Here is a 14,412-nt window from a genome sequence, read left to right as displayed (position 1 = left end):
CCAGCCTCCTACCAAAGCCGCGGCATACTTTTGCAAAGCCGAGGGCGATGGCGAGTACTTGTCCGTGATCGTCCTGGGCAGGCCCATAAACCGCTTGATCAATCGCGAAAGACGTCATCCAGCGTCGCAGCGTCCAGAATGTTCAAGGACCAGGTTTCCAGGTCGCGCGCCCGGGCGCTGCGGATGCGCTGCTCGGTCGCCTCGTCTACCGCGCCGAAGCGGCGACGAACCTGGCGCAGCAAGAGATCGGCCTGGCCTTCGACACGACCTTCGACACGACCTTCGACACGGCCGCGCTTGATGCCTTCGCGTTCAATCAGCGTCACGTACGTCATCTTGTGTTCCTCCGACAGGGCGTTGACCGCCCGCAGGTATTCCGGTTCCAGATCCTTGGGCAGCGTGATCATCCATTCAATCAGGCGGTAGATCTGGCCGGCGGTGTTCGGCGCATAGCCATAGCGCCGCAGGCTGCGGACCAGTTCGAATTTGGGCCCCAGGCGCGTGCGCTTATCCCGATAGCGATTGGCCTGCAACTGCGCCATGACCACCACCGCGAACGGATTGCCGGCCGCCCGGGATTCCAGTTCGTCCCAGCGTGACCGCCATGCCTCCAATTCTACGACAGGAAAGGTGAAATGCACGCCCTGCCCCCGGTGTTCGTCGGTGTAGACCAGATGGTCGCCCACACCCGGGTTGTCCAGCAGAATGCCCAGGCTGTAGACGGGCGGCGGCAGAGCCAGATCGCTCTGGCGCATCAGGCGGGTCTGGATGCGATGGCGGTATTCGTACATCCGCCAGGCGAACAGGCTCAGGGACTTGCGGCCGCGCAGGCGGCGTTCGACCTCGACGTGGATCAGCAGCCAGGCCGCGGCGCCGCTGCACAGGCGCACCTGGACCAGCTTGTCCACGAAGCGGCGGCCCTTCTTGCCCGGCAGGGCAATGGCCTGCAGCTCCTTGTCCAAAAAAACCGGCGCGGCTGTGCGATCTATTTCAGCATGCAGACCCGGGACCAATAGTTCGAGGGCTTGCAGGAAGAAAACCTCCAGCGCTTCCTTCCAGGGACTGTCGTGGTCGTCGATGGGCGCAGCGGCAGACAGTGCAGTGTCGAGGCCGGGCATGGCAGGGCTCCGAATCCGGGAGCCCCATTCTGGGCAAGACCCGCCAGCATCACCAGACTGGGATGTACGGACGGATCAAACGATCCCGTCATCCCATTGGGGCTGTGTCAGACGATACGGTTCAAGCCGGTTTGACGGCGATCTTCAACACGCCGTCGCGCTGGCGGGCAAACAGATCGTAGGCCGCGACGATGTCATCCAACTTGTAGTGGTGGGTAACCAGCACGCCCAGATCCAGCCGCTCGGCGGCAATCACGTTCATCAGGCGGCGCATGCGCTCCTTGCCGCCGGGGCACAGGGCGGTGCGGATACGGTGATCGCCCAGGCCGGCGGCAAAGGCATCGAGCGGAATCTTCAGATCCTGCGAATACACGCCCAGGCTGGACAGCGTCCCGCCCGGCTTGAGGCAGCGCAGCGCCTGCTCGAACGTGGTTTGCGTACCCAGCGCCTCGATGGCCGAATCCGCACCACGCCCGCCGGTCAACCGCATCACCTCGGACACCACGTCGCAATCGCGGAAATCGAGGGTGACATCGGCGCCCAACCGCCGCGAAATGCCCAGGCGGTGTTCGTTGCCGTCCACCGCGATGATGGTGGTCGCCCCCAACAGGCGCGCGCCGGCGGTCGCGCACAGGCCGATCGGCCCCTGGGCGAAGACGACCACCGTGTCGCCCAGGCGGATGTTTGCGTTTTCAGCCCCCTTGAAGCCGGTGGACATGATGTCCGGGCACATCAGCACCTGTTCGTCGGTCAGGTCGTCTGGAATCGGCGCGAGATTGGCCTGTGCATCGGGCACCCGCACGTATTCCGCCTGGGTGCCGTCGATCAGATTGCCGAAACGCCAGCCGGCGGTGGCTTTGTAGCCGTGGCAGCCGCAGCGCCCTGACGGAATCAAGTAACTGCCATCCTGCGACGGGACGCCGTCCTGCGCGGCGTAGGAACTGAAATTCGGGCAGATCGCCCCCGCGATCACACGCTGACCCTCAGCGTAGCCGGTGACCGCGCTGCCGAGTTTTTCGATGACGCCCACGGGCTCATGACCGACCGTGAGACCCGGGGCGACCGGATATTCGCCCTTGAGGATGTGAACGTCGGTGCCGCAGATCGTGGTGGTGGTGATGCGGACCAGCGCATCGTTGGGGCCGACATCGGGGATGGGTTTTTCAACCAGCTCGATTCGGCCGGGTTCGACGAACACGGCTGCTTTCATTGTGGCGACCATGATGCTCTCCTTGGATGCGATCAGCGGAATCCCAGCCTGCCCGCCCGCAGGCGATGGCTTCATCGTATAGCTTCGCTGCGGCCAAGAGTTTGCGCCACATCATGAGAACCCATACTCATGCAGAGCATGGGTTCCGCCGCCGGATGCGGACAGCCTAGCCTGGCCGCATCGCCCGGGCCTTGTCCCGGTATTCGGCCGCCTGGGCCGCCCGCCCCGTGTTCTCGTACAGCACGGCCAGGTTCTGCGCGGCCAGATAGCTGCCCCGGCCAGCGACGGATTCCGACAGGTCCGGGCGTTCACCGATCTCCAGGCACTTCAGCCAACTGGATTCCACAATCGGCAGAAACCGGGATTCTGCCTCGGCGGGGTGCTGGATCGCCCAGTCCAGGAAAACGTCCGCGACGCAGAAGAAATAATCCGGGGAATCCTGCCAATAGGGGAATTCTTCCTCGGCCAGTAGAATGGCCCGTTCCAGATGCCCGGCCTGCTTCAACGAATACAAAGCCCGCACGACCAAGTCGTGGCGGAACTGCTGTGCGCCCGTCGAATACGCCATGGCCTGCAAAAAGTGCCTGGCCGCCTCGTCGTGTTGTCCATAGATGGCCAGCTCTTTGCCCAACTGATACGCCAGATAGGCATCCTGCGGGGTTTCAGCCAATGCCTGACGCAACAGGGCTTCGTTACGGCCTTTTTTGGCGGCCAGCCCTTCGGGCATGTAACCATCGTGGCCCACGTGCACCTCGAGCCGCTGCCTGATCAGCCCCTGGTTGTTGACCGGTTGCTCGTGGATCCTGCCGGCATAGCGGACACCACGCGGCAGAATGCGCGACACCCACTCAATGGATTCCCGGACCTCTTGCCCCTGCATGAAACGATTGTGGATCGCCACCTGGCCGATGAACGACTGACTACCCAGGGTACTCAATAAATCATGCCCGGAGACCAGCCAGTTATCGGCGTCCAGGATCAGATTCCAATCCGCCGATGAACAGGCCAGCGCCGCGTTGCGTGCGGCCGAGAAATCATTGGTCCAGTCGAAGTGATGCACCTGGGCGCCAAAACCCCGGGCTATGGCCACGGTGTCGTCCGTCGAGCCTGTATCCAACACGATCGCGTCGTCGACATATCCTTGCACGCTGGACAGGCACCGTGCCAACGTGGCCGCACCGTTCTTCACGATCATGACCAAGGCGATGGTGGGGGTTTTCATAGGCTTATCGTACCTAATAAAAAAGCCACCGGCTTACGCCAGTGGCTTCCACATGCCGGGGCGGCCGAAACCGCCCCGATCCGTTGCGCGAATTAACGCAGCAGGGACAGCATGGTTTGCGGGACCTGGTTGGCCTGGGCCAACACGGCGGTACCGGCTTGCTGCAGAATCTGAGCCCGCGTCATGTTGGACACTTCCACCGCGTAGTCGGCGTCTTCGATCCGCGAACGCGAAGCCGACAGGTTGGTGATCGTGTTGTTCAGGTTGTTAACAGTCGAGGTCAGGCGGTTCTGCACCACACCCAGCTCACTACGAGCCTTGTTGACGTTTTCCAGCATCTTGTCGACAGTGTTGATGACCTTGTGTGCATTGTTAACGGCGCTGCCTGAGGTGCCGGACCCGCCGGTCGTACCCGTGACTGTAATAGCGCCAGAGGTGTCAAAACCACCACCAGTCGCACCAGTAGTCACACCGCTCAAGAGGCCACCAGCAGCCACCGTCGCGTTGAAGGTCTTGATCTCGATGACGTCATTCGACGTCGTGTTGGAACCCACTTGGATCGTCAAGGTGCCGCTGGCTTTCAGCAGATCAGTGCCGTTGAATTTCGCGCCGTTGGCAACACGATCGATTTCCTGTAGACGCGCTGAAATTTCATCCTGGATTGACTGACGGTCAGTCGTACCATTGACGTCGTTGGCCGCCTGGACAGCCAGTTCGCGAATACGCTGCAGGTTATTGTTGATTTCGTTCAGGTTGCCTTCGGCGGTCTGGGCCAGCGAGATGCCGTCGTTGGCATTGCGGGCAGCCTGAGTCATGCCCTTGATCTGGGCGGTCATGCGGTTGGCGATGGCCTGGCCAGCGGCGTCGTCCTTCGCGCTGTTGATGCGCAAGCCTGAAGACAGGCGCTCGATAGCCGTACCCAGAGAGGACTGGGACTTGTTCAGGTTGTTCTGGGAGACCAGAGCAAGATAGTTAGTATTGATAACAGCCATGAAAGACTCCTAAGTGATTCGGCGGAGATCCGCCCGTATTGCCCAGGATGACAAACCGAGTGACCTCCTGTTCTGGCTCATTAACGGTACAAGGACAGAGAACTTTAGGGCCACCATAGAGAAAAGCCACCGACTTGCGCCAGTGGCTTTTCCACATGCCGGGGCGGCCGAAACCGCCCCGATCCGCTGTGCGAATTAACGCAGCAGGGACAGCATGGTTTGCGGGACCTGGTTGGCCTGGGCCAACACGGCGGTACCGGCTTGCTGCAGAATCTGAGCCCGCGTCATGTTGGACACTTCCACCGCGTAGTCGGCGTCTTCGATCCGCGAACGCGAAGCCGACAGGTTGGTGATCGTGTTGTTCAGGTTGTTAACAGTCGAGGTCAGGCGGTTCTGCACCACACCCAGCTCACTACGAGCCTTGTCGACGTTTTCCAGCATCTTGTCGACAGTGTTGATGACCTTGTGTGCATTGTTAACGGCGCTGCCTGCGGTGCCGGACCCGCCGGTCGTACCCGTGACAGTGATATCCGCCGCACCGGTAAAGCCACTAACAGCAGCAGCACCGCTCAAGAGGCCGCCAGAAGCCACCGTCGCGTTGAAGGTCTTAATCTCGATGACGTCATTCGACGTCGTGTTGGAACCCACTTGGATCGTCAGAGTGCCGCTGGCTTTCAGCAGATCAGTGCCGTTGAATTTCGCGCCGTTGGCAACACGATCAATTTCATCAAGACGCGCTTTGATTTCATCTTGGATTGACTGACGGTCAGTCGTACCATTGACGTCGTTGGCCGCCTGGACAGCCAGTTCGCGAATACGCTGCAGGTTATTGTTGATTTCGTTCAGGTTGCCTTCGGCGGTCTGGGCCAGCGAGATGCCGTCGTTGGCATTGCGGGCAGCCTGAGTCATGCCCTTGATCTGGGCGGTCATGCGGTTGGCGATGGCCTGGCCAGCGGCGTCGTCCTTCGCGCTGTTGATGCGCAAGCCTGAAGACAGGCGCTCGATAGCCGTACCCAGAGAGGACTGGGACTTGTTCAGGTTGTTCTGGGAGACCAGAGCAAGATAGTTAGTATTGATAACAGCCATGAAAGACTCCTAAGTGATTCGGCGGAGATCCGCCCGTATTGCCCAGGATGACAAACCGAGTGACCTCCTGTTCTGGCTCATTAACGGTACAAGGACAGAGAACTTTAGGAGGTCAGCAAAAATTTCCAGGGTACGCTACGGACGCGGCAACCAAGCCGCCACCCATTGATCCAGGAAAGCGCCTTCCAACATCCAGGACTGGCGGACCGCCGCTTGTAGAGCGTCGCCTTGTCGTGCCAGGGCCTCGGGCTCTGCCAGATGCTCTCTGACCGCTTTTTCCCAATCCTGATAGCGATTGCGCACCCGCGTTACAGGTAAATCGCAGCGATACGGTTCGATATCGGTACATATGATTGGTACCCCGCAGGCACCAAGTTCCAACAAACGCAAATTACTCTTACTGCGATTGAATTGGTTCATTTCCAAAGGCACTAGTGCCAGGTCCAAATTCAGTGCGGCCAATGCAGCGGGATATTTCGAAATTTCGACTCCCGGGTGAAATTCGCAACGAATGTCTTCTGGCTGCATGCCCATGAAAACCCAGTCGACCTCGTCTTCCATATCTTTAATCAAGGTGCGTATTACAGCCAAATCCCCGGTATGGCTATTACCACCAGCCCAACCTAGGCGCAGTTTTTTACCGGTACGCCGTTGCCCAGAAAGATTGCCCCAGACGTTTTTTGGCAAGCCGTTACAAGCCACCCTGATCTCCGGGTGCCAAGCAGAATACTCTTCAGCCAGTGCAGGCGTGGAAACCACCAGCCAATCCACCCGCTCAATTGCTCGACGCATCAATTTAATCAAATCCTTTGGCATAGCGCGTCGATGTATGCTGCGTACAGGCACATTGGGCAGATAGTCATCGAATTCAAGCAAGACTTTTGCCCCAACAGCATCCTGAATCCGCCGTATTTCATCCAAAATGCCCTGGTTACCCCAAGCACCCTGCAATATCACCACATCTGGCTGAGATCCAGCCACGTCAGTAAAATGAAAATTCCCGTCTTTCAACCCGCCTTCTAGTCGCCCTTCGGACTCCAGCGCCTGAAAAGGGTGGATGATCCGGTAGTGTCCACAACCCTGCCAGTCGCCATGCGACGCCAACACTACTGGTAGAGGTCGCCCCGGCAGCGGCCGATGAATTCGACTGGCCTCACGACTTAAACTAAAACCCGGGGACAGACGTCCAAAAGCAGGATGGTAGGAGGGGTCATCAACCAATTTTGGCAGCCATTTCGCATACAGGCGATCACTCTGCTCCAGATTCGGCAACGCATCCTGACCGAATTGCTCGGTCAGCAAGCGGGTAGCTCCACCCATATGCTTGAGCCGGACTTCAGCCGCTTGGGTAATCAGGTAGCCTGCCTGCGTCACCCGCAGGCACAAATCCGCATCACCATAAAAGACAGGAAAATCTGTTTCATCGAAACCGCCCAGTTCCTGGTAAACATCCCTGCGCATCATCATGCACGAAGCGCTGACCGCCCCGACGTTCTGGGTCGTCACCAGGCGATTCATATAGCCTTGAGTCTGATCTGATTCCCCTCGGAACCCAAACCCGACGCTGTTATCCATACCCAGTACCAGGCCGGCGTGCTGGACGCGGCCATCCAGATAATCCAAGCGTGCGCCGACTGCACCGACCTCGGGGCGCAAGGCATGACCCAACATCAAGCCCAACCACTCCGGATCGATCACTTCCGTGTCATTGTTCAAAAATAGCAGGACGTCCCCGCGCGCCTGCTTAGCGGCGAAATTGTTGATGGCTGAAAAGCTGAAAGGATGCGGCCATCGAAGGATGCGCACCTGCTCCAGACCCATCGCCTCCAACTGCTGCAGAAACTGAACCGCAGCCTTGTCCTGACTGCCATTGTCCACAATCAAAAGTTCATAGCGGGTATAGGCGGTTTTCTCCATCAGGCTTTCCACGCAAGCCCGCAGCACAGGCAGTTGATCGCGTGTCGGGATGATGATGGATACCAGGGGTTCACCCGAAATCGGATATTCCAGGCGGGATTCGCCCACCCGTCCGGTGGCTTGGATCGTGGCTGTACTGCCAATCCGATCCAGGTGAGCCTGCGTCACCGATCGCGCGTGCGATGCGACATCTGCATTTGCCAGCCAGGAAAACAACTGTTGATCCGTGTAAACAGCGACTTCGGGGATATGTCCCACCAGTTGGGGGCCGGCCTGTTCCACCAATCGCCAGGCAAGATCCTGAGCAGCCAATTGCCCATAAGCATCCTGCAGCCCCCCGACTGCCTGAACAGCGGCAGTACTGAGAATCAGATTTCGCCCCATGTAGGGATAGCTGCGCAAAAGATCCAGGTTGAAATCCGGCTTGAGCATGGGTTTGCCCGGCACGCCATCTTCGAGCATGGCCTCGTCAGCGAACCAAACCAATGGATCCGGATGGCGCAGGCGGTATTCCCCGAATAACAAAGCAGCATGGGGAAGCAATTGGTCGCCAGGATACAGTATCCAGATGAAATCTGGCGCTTGTGCTTGGCTGATCTGATCTGCAAGCGGCTGAGACCAGTGTGATTCAGCGGGCAGATACTCAAAATTGCCATCCGGCAGCGTGGCTGGCGCCGTCTTCCCGATCAGCCAAATTTTATGCAAAGGCTGGCTCTGGGCATACAGACTAGCCAGCGTTCTGGATAGGGACTCTGGCTCTGGTTCGTCGGGCAGAACCACAACCGCACCCAAAGTGCCAACATCCGGATGCGCATTCACCAAGGACTGCAGCAGCCGGATTCTGGCAGCTGATGGCGCGCGATCTTTGAACCAGTCAGCAACCGACCAAGTGGGTTGTGGAACTACGCCAGGACCCGCGGAGCCAGCGGACACAGTAGCGCCTTTCCACCGGCCTATGTCGTCCGGCAAGGTATCCTGAAATTTTGCGTTTAATTCGTCCAGCCAGGCCAAGCCTTGCGAGAGCCTATCACCGCCACGACCCGAGGCTTTTTTGTCGTCATGCTGCACATCAACATCCAGAACATCCGCACAAAAATTGCTGAAACGTCTGGAAAGTAATGTTTCGCCAATCTTCGCGCGAGACTCAAAGGCCTTGATGATATCAATGAACCACTTCAGGAAATTCGCATCAAACACCAGATCGTCGATGTTCGACGCCGCATATTTATTCAGGCCTTTCAAGCAAGCAGGATCGTCGGCGAGCCATTTTCTCAGATTCAGCAGCAAGCCACCCTGCTGAAGTTCTTGGTGAAAGCCGTTAAAAAATAGAAATTTGAACACATGTTGCGCACTTTGATAGCGTTGCTGCAGATCTTCTATAGGTGAAAATTTTCCGAGCAAGAAAAGCGCGCACTGGACCGCCGTGCTTACGCCCATGAATCTGATCATGGGCAGGCTAAGGCCAACATCCTTACACAACAACTTATAAAAACGATCGAGACTATCGCCAGTGTGCGCACCATAATGCGGATAGTGCACAAAAAACCCACGCCCAGACTCTTTGACAAAATTGCCATATGACAATCTATTTAACTCAAATAGATCCTCTGCCAACGTCATGCCAAAGATCGGGGTGGCCTTCAAATAATCGATGGCGTTATCTAGGGTGTCTCTTCTGCTGACATCATACATAGTGACTCTAGCAGAAAGCCCGTTCCAAAAGCTCATTCTTTCGACCGGGCTTTCCCCGACCATAGAGTTCTGACTTATATCCAGCAGACGATGATCCCCAAAGTCTACAAATGAAGTCCCAACTGAAACACAAGAGGCATTATTCGATTTTTTTAAAAAATCGTAACCATCCAAATAATATGTTGGAGACACGGAGTCATCATCCGCCATGATGGCAGTAAACTCAACCGATTTACTCCACTCGAAAAGAAAGTAAAAATTCTCAGTCGCCCCAATATTTTTTTTATGCGAATAAAAAATAATATACTTATTTATTTCATTCAGCTTGGCAAGAAATTCATGCTTCTCGGGGTTTTCGCTATTGTCCGCGACAAGAACAACAACATCTTCCCTGGCGACGCCACAAAATGACGCAAGAATCGACTTAACCTCCCCCCCCCATCTAAACGTAGGAATCAATATCGCACACCTAGCCGTCACGGGAATTTCTGGAAAAACAATAGATTCTTTAACCATCACCAATCTCTGAACATATGAGCCATGAAAGCTCGATCATGCCGCCAAAAAACTCAAATGATCTTTGTCTGACTTACATGTCTAAACAAAACCTTCAACTGCTGTGGTAAATATCACCCAACCCGACGCAGGAATCCTTCTCTTGCGACGGTAATCAGCAGTTTGTGCTCAATGTTCCGGTCTACTTCGAACTCGGGATGCCCCGCCAGATACTCGCGAGCCGCCGTCAACGGGCTGTTGCCTGGCCCCCAAGGGCGCCCCTCGCACAATTCCGGCGGCATGTCTTCCACCACCGTATCGAACACGACACAATAGCTGCCTACGCTGACCAGCGGCGCATACGCCTCCAGTTCAGCAAGTACATGCTCATGGGTATGATTGCTGTCCAGACTGACCAGGACACGTTGATATTTGGACGCAATGTCCTTGACCTGCGCCACCAGCGCCGGATCCACGCTTGAGCCTTGCAGCATCTGAATACGCGCGGCCATCGGGTGCGATTCGATCGCCTCGCGGTTGTGCGCCCGGATATCGATGTCGATCCCCAGTACCTGACGGGCTGGTTTCCGCGGGTCAAGTACGCGCCCCTGTTCCTGAGCTTCGCACAGATCCAGCAATGCCAGCAGCGAGGCGTTCATGATCAAGGAACCGCCATGCGCGATCCCGGTCTCGATGATCAGATCCGGCTTGATCGCCCAGATCAGCTCCTGCATGGCCACCATGTCTTGCGGATACTGGATGATTGGGCGTCCCATCCAGCTGAAATTATAGGTATAGGCGCCAGCGGCCCCCGTTTGCAGCATCCAGTCCAGGGATGCCTGCTTCAAGCTTGTATCGGCCCCCAGCCGGGCGATGTTTTGCTCGACCTCTGCCTGGAACTGTTCAATTGGATTCATGCCGCTTATTCCTGTTAATGTATTTTATCTTGTCGATGCGCCCGCCGATCTGGGCGCCGTGGTAGAGATTCTCATATAGAAAGGGTTCAAATCCTGCTTCTTTCATGGATTCGACCGTTTCTTCAATGTTGTAGGCAACACGCCTCAATTCAATCCGATCCCCATCGAAAATGGCATAAGCCGCCCGGCTGTCGCCATCCCTGGGCTGCCCGACCGAGCCCGGATTGCAATACCACTTCCCCTGCGCTACCGGCATCAGTGCCTGCACATGCGTATGCCCAGAGAACAGCCGATCGACATCCTCTGGCACCGTGTCGTCATCAATGACATAGAGATATTGATCCCGCGGGTCCTCGGGTCCGCCATGCACGAACAAAGAGCCGGATTCCCTCAAGCTGGGCAGGGAACCCTGCAGCCAGGTCAATTGTGCCGGCGTCACGATGCGTTTCTGATAATCAATGATGCTGGCCACCACCTTGGAGCGCGAACAATTCTCTTCACTGATCAGGTAGTGATCGTGATTGCCCAGAATATTGATTGCATCGTGCTGCGCCAGCAGATCAATGCATGGCCCAGGCTGCGCGTGGTACCCCACCACATCGCCCAGAGACAGGATGCGCGTGCACCCACGCGTGCGGGCATCATCCAGCACCGCGCGCAAAGCGGCCAAATTGCTATGAATATCAGACAGGATCGCGATCATAAACGATGTAATCCTCGCTATAGCGCCAGCCAATGCCATGACGGATCTCAGGCGGCTGTGGCAGGCGATTCAACACAAAGTATTCCAACGCCATTTGCGCCTCGTTGTACCCAAAGCCGGTGCGCAGGGAATTACTGCTGGAAAACCTCGGATTGACCTCCAGCAGATAGGCCTCGCCATCGTGCACCCGGAACTGGTAGTTCGTCGGCCCTATCGGTTTGAGCAAGGCATTGAAGGCAGCCACTTTTGCCTGCAGCAGGGGATGGTCGACCACCTCGGCCTGCTGCGTATTGCCGGCTGCGGACAGACGCCGGCGCATGATGATCGGCGCCACGGCCTGACCATCACCCAAGCCGAACGAGCCCACCGTGTATTCCTCGTGTTCGCTGCCCACGATACGCTGGAGCATCCACGGTTCTGCGGTCTTGCGAGTCCAGTAAGCAAAATCCTCCCGATCATGCAAGCGCACGATCCCGCGCGAGCCATTGCCCTGGCGAGGCTTGAGCAAAATCGGCGCCGCGCCCAGCGTTGCCAGGGCGTCATCCCAGCTTGCGTCGATCATCGTCGGGATGGCCGACAGACCATGGTCTTCCAAGAACAGGTGCATCAGCCACTTATCGCCGGTCAATGCAATCAGGGCACTGTGATTGAGCGCCAGCACGCAAGCACCATGCTCTTTTTCAAACATTTCCCGCTGTCCATCCAGAAACAGCATATCGACCTCAAGCCCCGGCAAGACGAGATCAATGCTTTCCTTCCTGATCAAATTCTGCCAGAAGTCCCGATATCCATCGGAGCGCTCGTCGCAGATCGGTTTTTGGACGAACACATCACACCAGTCAGGCCCTGGGGGCCGGGCGCTGCGATCCAGGCCGATGACCTTGACGGGATGGCCGCTGGCTCTCAGGCTGCGGACAATGCCCTGTCCGATGATGGCCCCCACCCCTGTCACCAACACATGAATTGGAGAAGCGTTTGTCCTGCTCATGTCACATCCAAGGGGCCAAAGGCGCCGGCGCAGCCCGTATCCCGAATCATTTTCAAGCCCTGCTCCATGCTGATTTCCGGCCACATGCCCAGGCGATCAAACAAGGCATCTCCCGCAGGCAGGTTTAAAGCGCGAAATGGCTGCTTGGCCTGTGCGATCTCGATGTGCCCACCTGAGCCAAACACGCCATAAGCACACTGCGCAATCTGCCAATAATCCAGCGACTCTGGGTGAACAATATCCCATACGCCGCTCACGCCTTCCTGCCAGGCCTGCATCAGCAGCCGAGCGGCATCGCGCACATGCAGGAAATTACGCGCGCCACCCGGTGCCGGCATATGGAGGTCCATGCCACGTGACGCATAGGCCACGATCCGTCCGAACCAGGGCTGGTGCCGGCAGCAACGTCCCTCCACATCGTAGAGTTGGGGAAACCTGAGACTGCAAAACACTCCGCCAACCTGACGCTCCATCAGCCCCCAGGCCAACACCTGTTCCCCCAGCGCCTTTGACAGCCCGTAGCTTGAGCGGCCCTGCGCTTCCACACCAGCCGTCGAAGAAAGACTGCCAGCATAAATGCATATGCCGCATCGCAACTGAAGCATCAACGCTAAGACATTAAAGCAGCCCAGCACATTGGTCATGCCATTGGCTTTTTGGCCTGCAATCGAATCTTCCGCAAAAGCGGACGCGCAATGGAAAATGACATCGACTGCCTGAACATTATCTACCTCGACGACCTGCGTTGCATCCAGATCGTACAGGATATCGCAATCCGCACTTCTCCCAATGCGCAATACCTGGGTACCAGCATCGAGCAGCTGCCGGGCCAATTCCATACCCAGCATTGAATTTGCACCAATGATGGCCGCAATCATTCTTTTCGACTCGCGTCACTCGATTGACAGAATGGACTCTGCATGATCAATCCTACAAATAAAAGAACTCCAGCGACTTTCCTTGCCATTGCTCGATTTGACCTATAACACTCTTAGCAATCACGGGATTCAAACCGACAAGCACATGGCTGACTTCGTCTGGAATATCCTGTGGCGCGACGATCGGCTTGCTCATGATCCTCTTTCCTCGAAGATATTCATTCTGGTCGACAAAGCAAGAAATCCGTTCCGGGAACATCAATAAGGTAGAAATGAAATTTCCATAGAACCCAGCTCCGTAAATCGCCATCGCGCCATCTCCCACCATCCCCTCGTATTCTTTGACTCGAGCGGCAAAGGTATTCCAATATTGCGCGATATGGAGCGCCTCCTCGCGTAGGCGAGCCAAGGCGTCTCCGTCAGGGGTGTCCATCCCAGCCCCCTCTCCGATGAAGCGAGCTTTGACTACGAAAGCCGCATCATGGATCTGCTCATCCACCTCTATCTCACCAAACCCATGTCTTTGCAGCAGATAGGCCAGGGAAGAGGCACTGAAATGATTCACATGATCCGCAACAACAAAATCAGCAACATTGTGGTACATATTAGGAACGAGGAAATAAAAAATCCCGCCAGTCTTCAGCAACCGCTTCACATTCAAAAGCGCCTGCGTCAAATCCGAAACATGCTCGAGGGCATAAAATGATAAAACAACATCCATGGTTCCAAACCAGTCGGGGTTCGGCGTATGCGTCGACCACTGAACGTCCTGGGGGAACCTTTCCCAGAAGGGAACATAGCGATCTGTGACATCGAACAGGAACGGCTTAATGCCTGAATGCCGGGTCAAGACCTTTTTCAGAGTCGCCGATTTCGCGCATCCATAGTCCAATACCCGCAACCCATCCCGAAATGATATTTTGCTCATCAGCACCGAGGCTTGATGCTCTGCTCGATATACTTTTCGTCCGTCAACGACCTTGTACAACTGATCTTCCTCATCGCTTGTCGCATTGATCTCATATTCATTCGCGTAATACTCAACCAGCGAAGGCAACTCAGAAGTTTGCACATGACCGCAATGCGAGCAAAAACGGACCTCGGTCGTACCTTCGATCATCTGATTCATCGTGGTAATTGAAGCCGTACCGAGCGATTCATACAGGGAGACAGACAGTGCGGATTCACACACAT

At 56.5% G+C, this 14,412-nt stretch carries 11 protein-coding genes; all 11 read right to left on the bottom strand.

What is annotated here, in order from left to right; genetic code table 11:
• Positions 1–98: 98 nt before the first annotated feature.
• Positions 99–1,118: a DUF4351 domain-containing protein gene (locus ABRZ00_RS11740; protein WP_343835060.1), complete on the bottom strand. Its 1,020-nt coding sequence runs from the start codon at positions 1,116–1,118 to the stop codon at positions 99–101.
• 121 nt (positions 1,119–1,239) lie between these two features.
• Positions 1,240–2,340, bottom strand: coding sequence for an NAD(P)-dependent alcohol dehydrogenase (locus ABRZ00_RS11735; protein WP_368641920.1), 1,101 nt, complete (start codon positions 2,338–2,340; stop codon positions 1,240–1,242).
• A 154-nt stretch (positions 2,341–2,494) separates the two neighbouring features.
• Positions 2,495–3,550 carry a glycosyltransferase gene (locus ABRZ00_RS11730; RefSeq protein ID WP_368641921.1) on the bottom strand — a complete coding sequence of 352 codons (1,056 nt, stop codon included), beginning with the start codon at positions 3,548–3,550 and terminating at the stop codon, positions 2,495–2,497.
• Between the two features lie 92 nt (positions 3,551–3,642).
• The gene (locus tag ABRZ00_RS11725) at positions 3,643–4,542 is read right to left on the bottom strand and encodes a flagellin (protein WP_368647699.1); all 900 of its coding nucleotides are present in this window, start codon (positions 4,540–4,542) and stop codon (positions 3,643–3,645) included.
• 195 nt (positions 4,543–4,737) lie between these two features.
• A complete protein-coding gene (locus ABRZ00_RS11720) occupies positions 4,738–5,628 on the bottom strand; it encodes a flagellin (protein WP_368641922.1) in 891 nt (296 codons plus the stop codon).
• A gap of 135 nt (positions 5,629–5,763) precedes the next feature.
• Positions 5,764–9,753, bottom strand: a complete 3,990-nt coding sequence (locus ABRZ00_RS11715; protein ID WP_368644284.1) for a glycosyltransferase — start codon at positions 9,751–9,753, stop codon at positions 5,764–5,766.
• A gap of 113 nt (positions 9,754–9,866) precedes the next feature.
• Positions 9,867–10,649 (bottom strand): cephalosporin hydroxylase family protein, encoded by a 783-nt coding sequence (locus ABRZ00_RS11710; RefSeq protein ID WP_343835055.1) that lies wholly within the window; start codon positions 10,647–10,649, stop codon positions 9,867–9,869.
• Entirely contained in the window at positions 10,636–11,352 is a 717-nt protein-coding gene (locus tag ABRZ00_RS11705) for a metallophosphoesterase family protein (protein ID WP_343835054.1), read from the bottom strand. The genes ABRZ00_RS11710 and ABRZ00_RS11705 overlap by 14 nt, the downstream gene beginning before the upstream one ends.
• Positions 11,333–12,340 carry an ATP-grasp domain-containing protein gene (locus tag ABRZ00_RS11700; RefSeq protein WP_343835053.1) on the bottom strand — a complete coding sequence of 336 codons (1,008 nt, stop codon included), beginning with the start codon at positions 12,338–12,340 and terminating at the stop codon, positions 11,333–11,335. The genes ABRZ00_RS11705 and ABRZ00_RS11700 overlap by 20 nt, the downstream gene beginning before the upstream one ends.
• A complete protein-coding gene (locus ABRZ00_RS11695; RefSeq protein ID WP_343835052.1) occupies positions 12,337–13,218 on the bottom strand; it encodes an NAD(P)-dependent oxidoreductase in 882 nt (293 codons plus the stop codon). The genes ABRZ00_RS11700 and ABRZ00_RS11695 overlap by 4 nt, the downstream gene beginning before the upstream one ends.
• Positions 13,219–13,270: 52 nt before the next feature.
• Positions 13,271–14,338, bottom strand: coding sequence for a class I SAM-dependent methyltransferase (locus ABRZ00_RS11690; RefSeq protein WP_343835051.1), 1,068 nt, complete (start codon positions 14,336–14,338; stop codon positions 13,271–13,273).
• Positions 14,339–14,412 lie beyond the last annotated feature (74 nt).

The organism is Castellaniella ginsengisoli (genome assembly GCF_040955415.1).
Classification (GTDB): domain Bacteria; phylum Pseudomonadota; class Gammaproteobacteria; order Burkholderiales; family Burkholderiaceae_B; genus Castellaniella; species Castellaniella ginsengisoli.
The sequence above is the reverse complement of the archived record's forward strand: the minus strand, read 5'-3'. Positions and strand labels throughout refer to the sequence as shown.

Excerpts from the sequence above, each read along its gene's own strand:
- ABRZ00_RS11740 (WP_343835060.1), bottom strand. The coding sequence starts at position 1,118 with ATGCCCGGCCTCGACACTGCACTGTCTGCCGCTGCGCCCATCGACGAC.
- ABRZ00_RS11735 (WP_368641920.1), bottom strand. The coding sequence starts at position 2,340 with ATGGTCGCCACAATGAAAGCAGCCGTGTTCGTCGAACCCGGCCGAATC.
- ABRZ00_RS11730 (WP_368641921.1), bottom strand. The coding sequence starts at position 3,550 with ATGAAAACCCCCACCATCGCCTTGGTCATGATCGTGAAGAACGGTGCG.
- ABRZ00_RS11725 (WP_368647699.1), bottom strand. The coding sequence starts at position 4,542 with ATGGCTGTTATCAATACTAACTATCTTGCTCTGGTCTCCCAGAACAAC.
- ABRZ00_RS11720 (WP_368641922.1), bottom strand. The coding sequence starts at position 5,628 with ATGGCTGTTATCAATACTAACTATCTTGCTCTGGTCTCCCAGAACAAC.
- ABRZ00_RS11715 (WP_368644284.1), bottom strand. The coding sequence starts at position 9,753 with ATGGTTAAAGAATCTATTGTTTTTCCAGAAATTCCCGTGACGGCTAGG.
- ABRZ00_RS11710 (WP_343835055.1), bottom strand. The coding sequence starts at position 10,649 with ATGAATCCAATTGAACAGTTCCAGGCAGAGGTCGAGCAAAACATCGCC.
- ABRZ00_RS11705 (WP_343835054.1), bottom strand. The coding sequence starts at position 11,352 with ATGATCGCGATCCTGTCTGATATTCATAGCAATTTGGCCGCTTTGCGC.
- ABRZ00_RS11700 (WP_343835053.1), bottom strand. The coding sequence starts at position 12,340 with ATGAGCAGGACAAACGCTTCTCCAATTCATGTGTTGGTGACAGGGGTG.
- ABRZ00_RS11695 (WP_343835052.1), bottom strand. The coding sequence starts at position 13,218 with ATGATTGCGGCCATCATTGGTGCAAATTCAATGCTGGGTATGGAATTG.
- ABRZ00_RS11690 (WP_343835051.1), bottom strand. The coding sequence starts at position 14,338 with ATGATCGAAGGTACGACCGAGGTCCGTTTTTGCTCGCATTGCGGTCAT.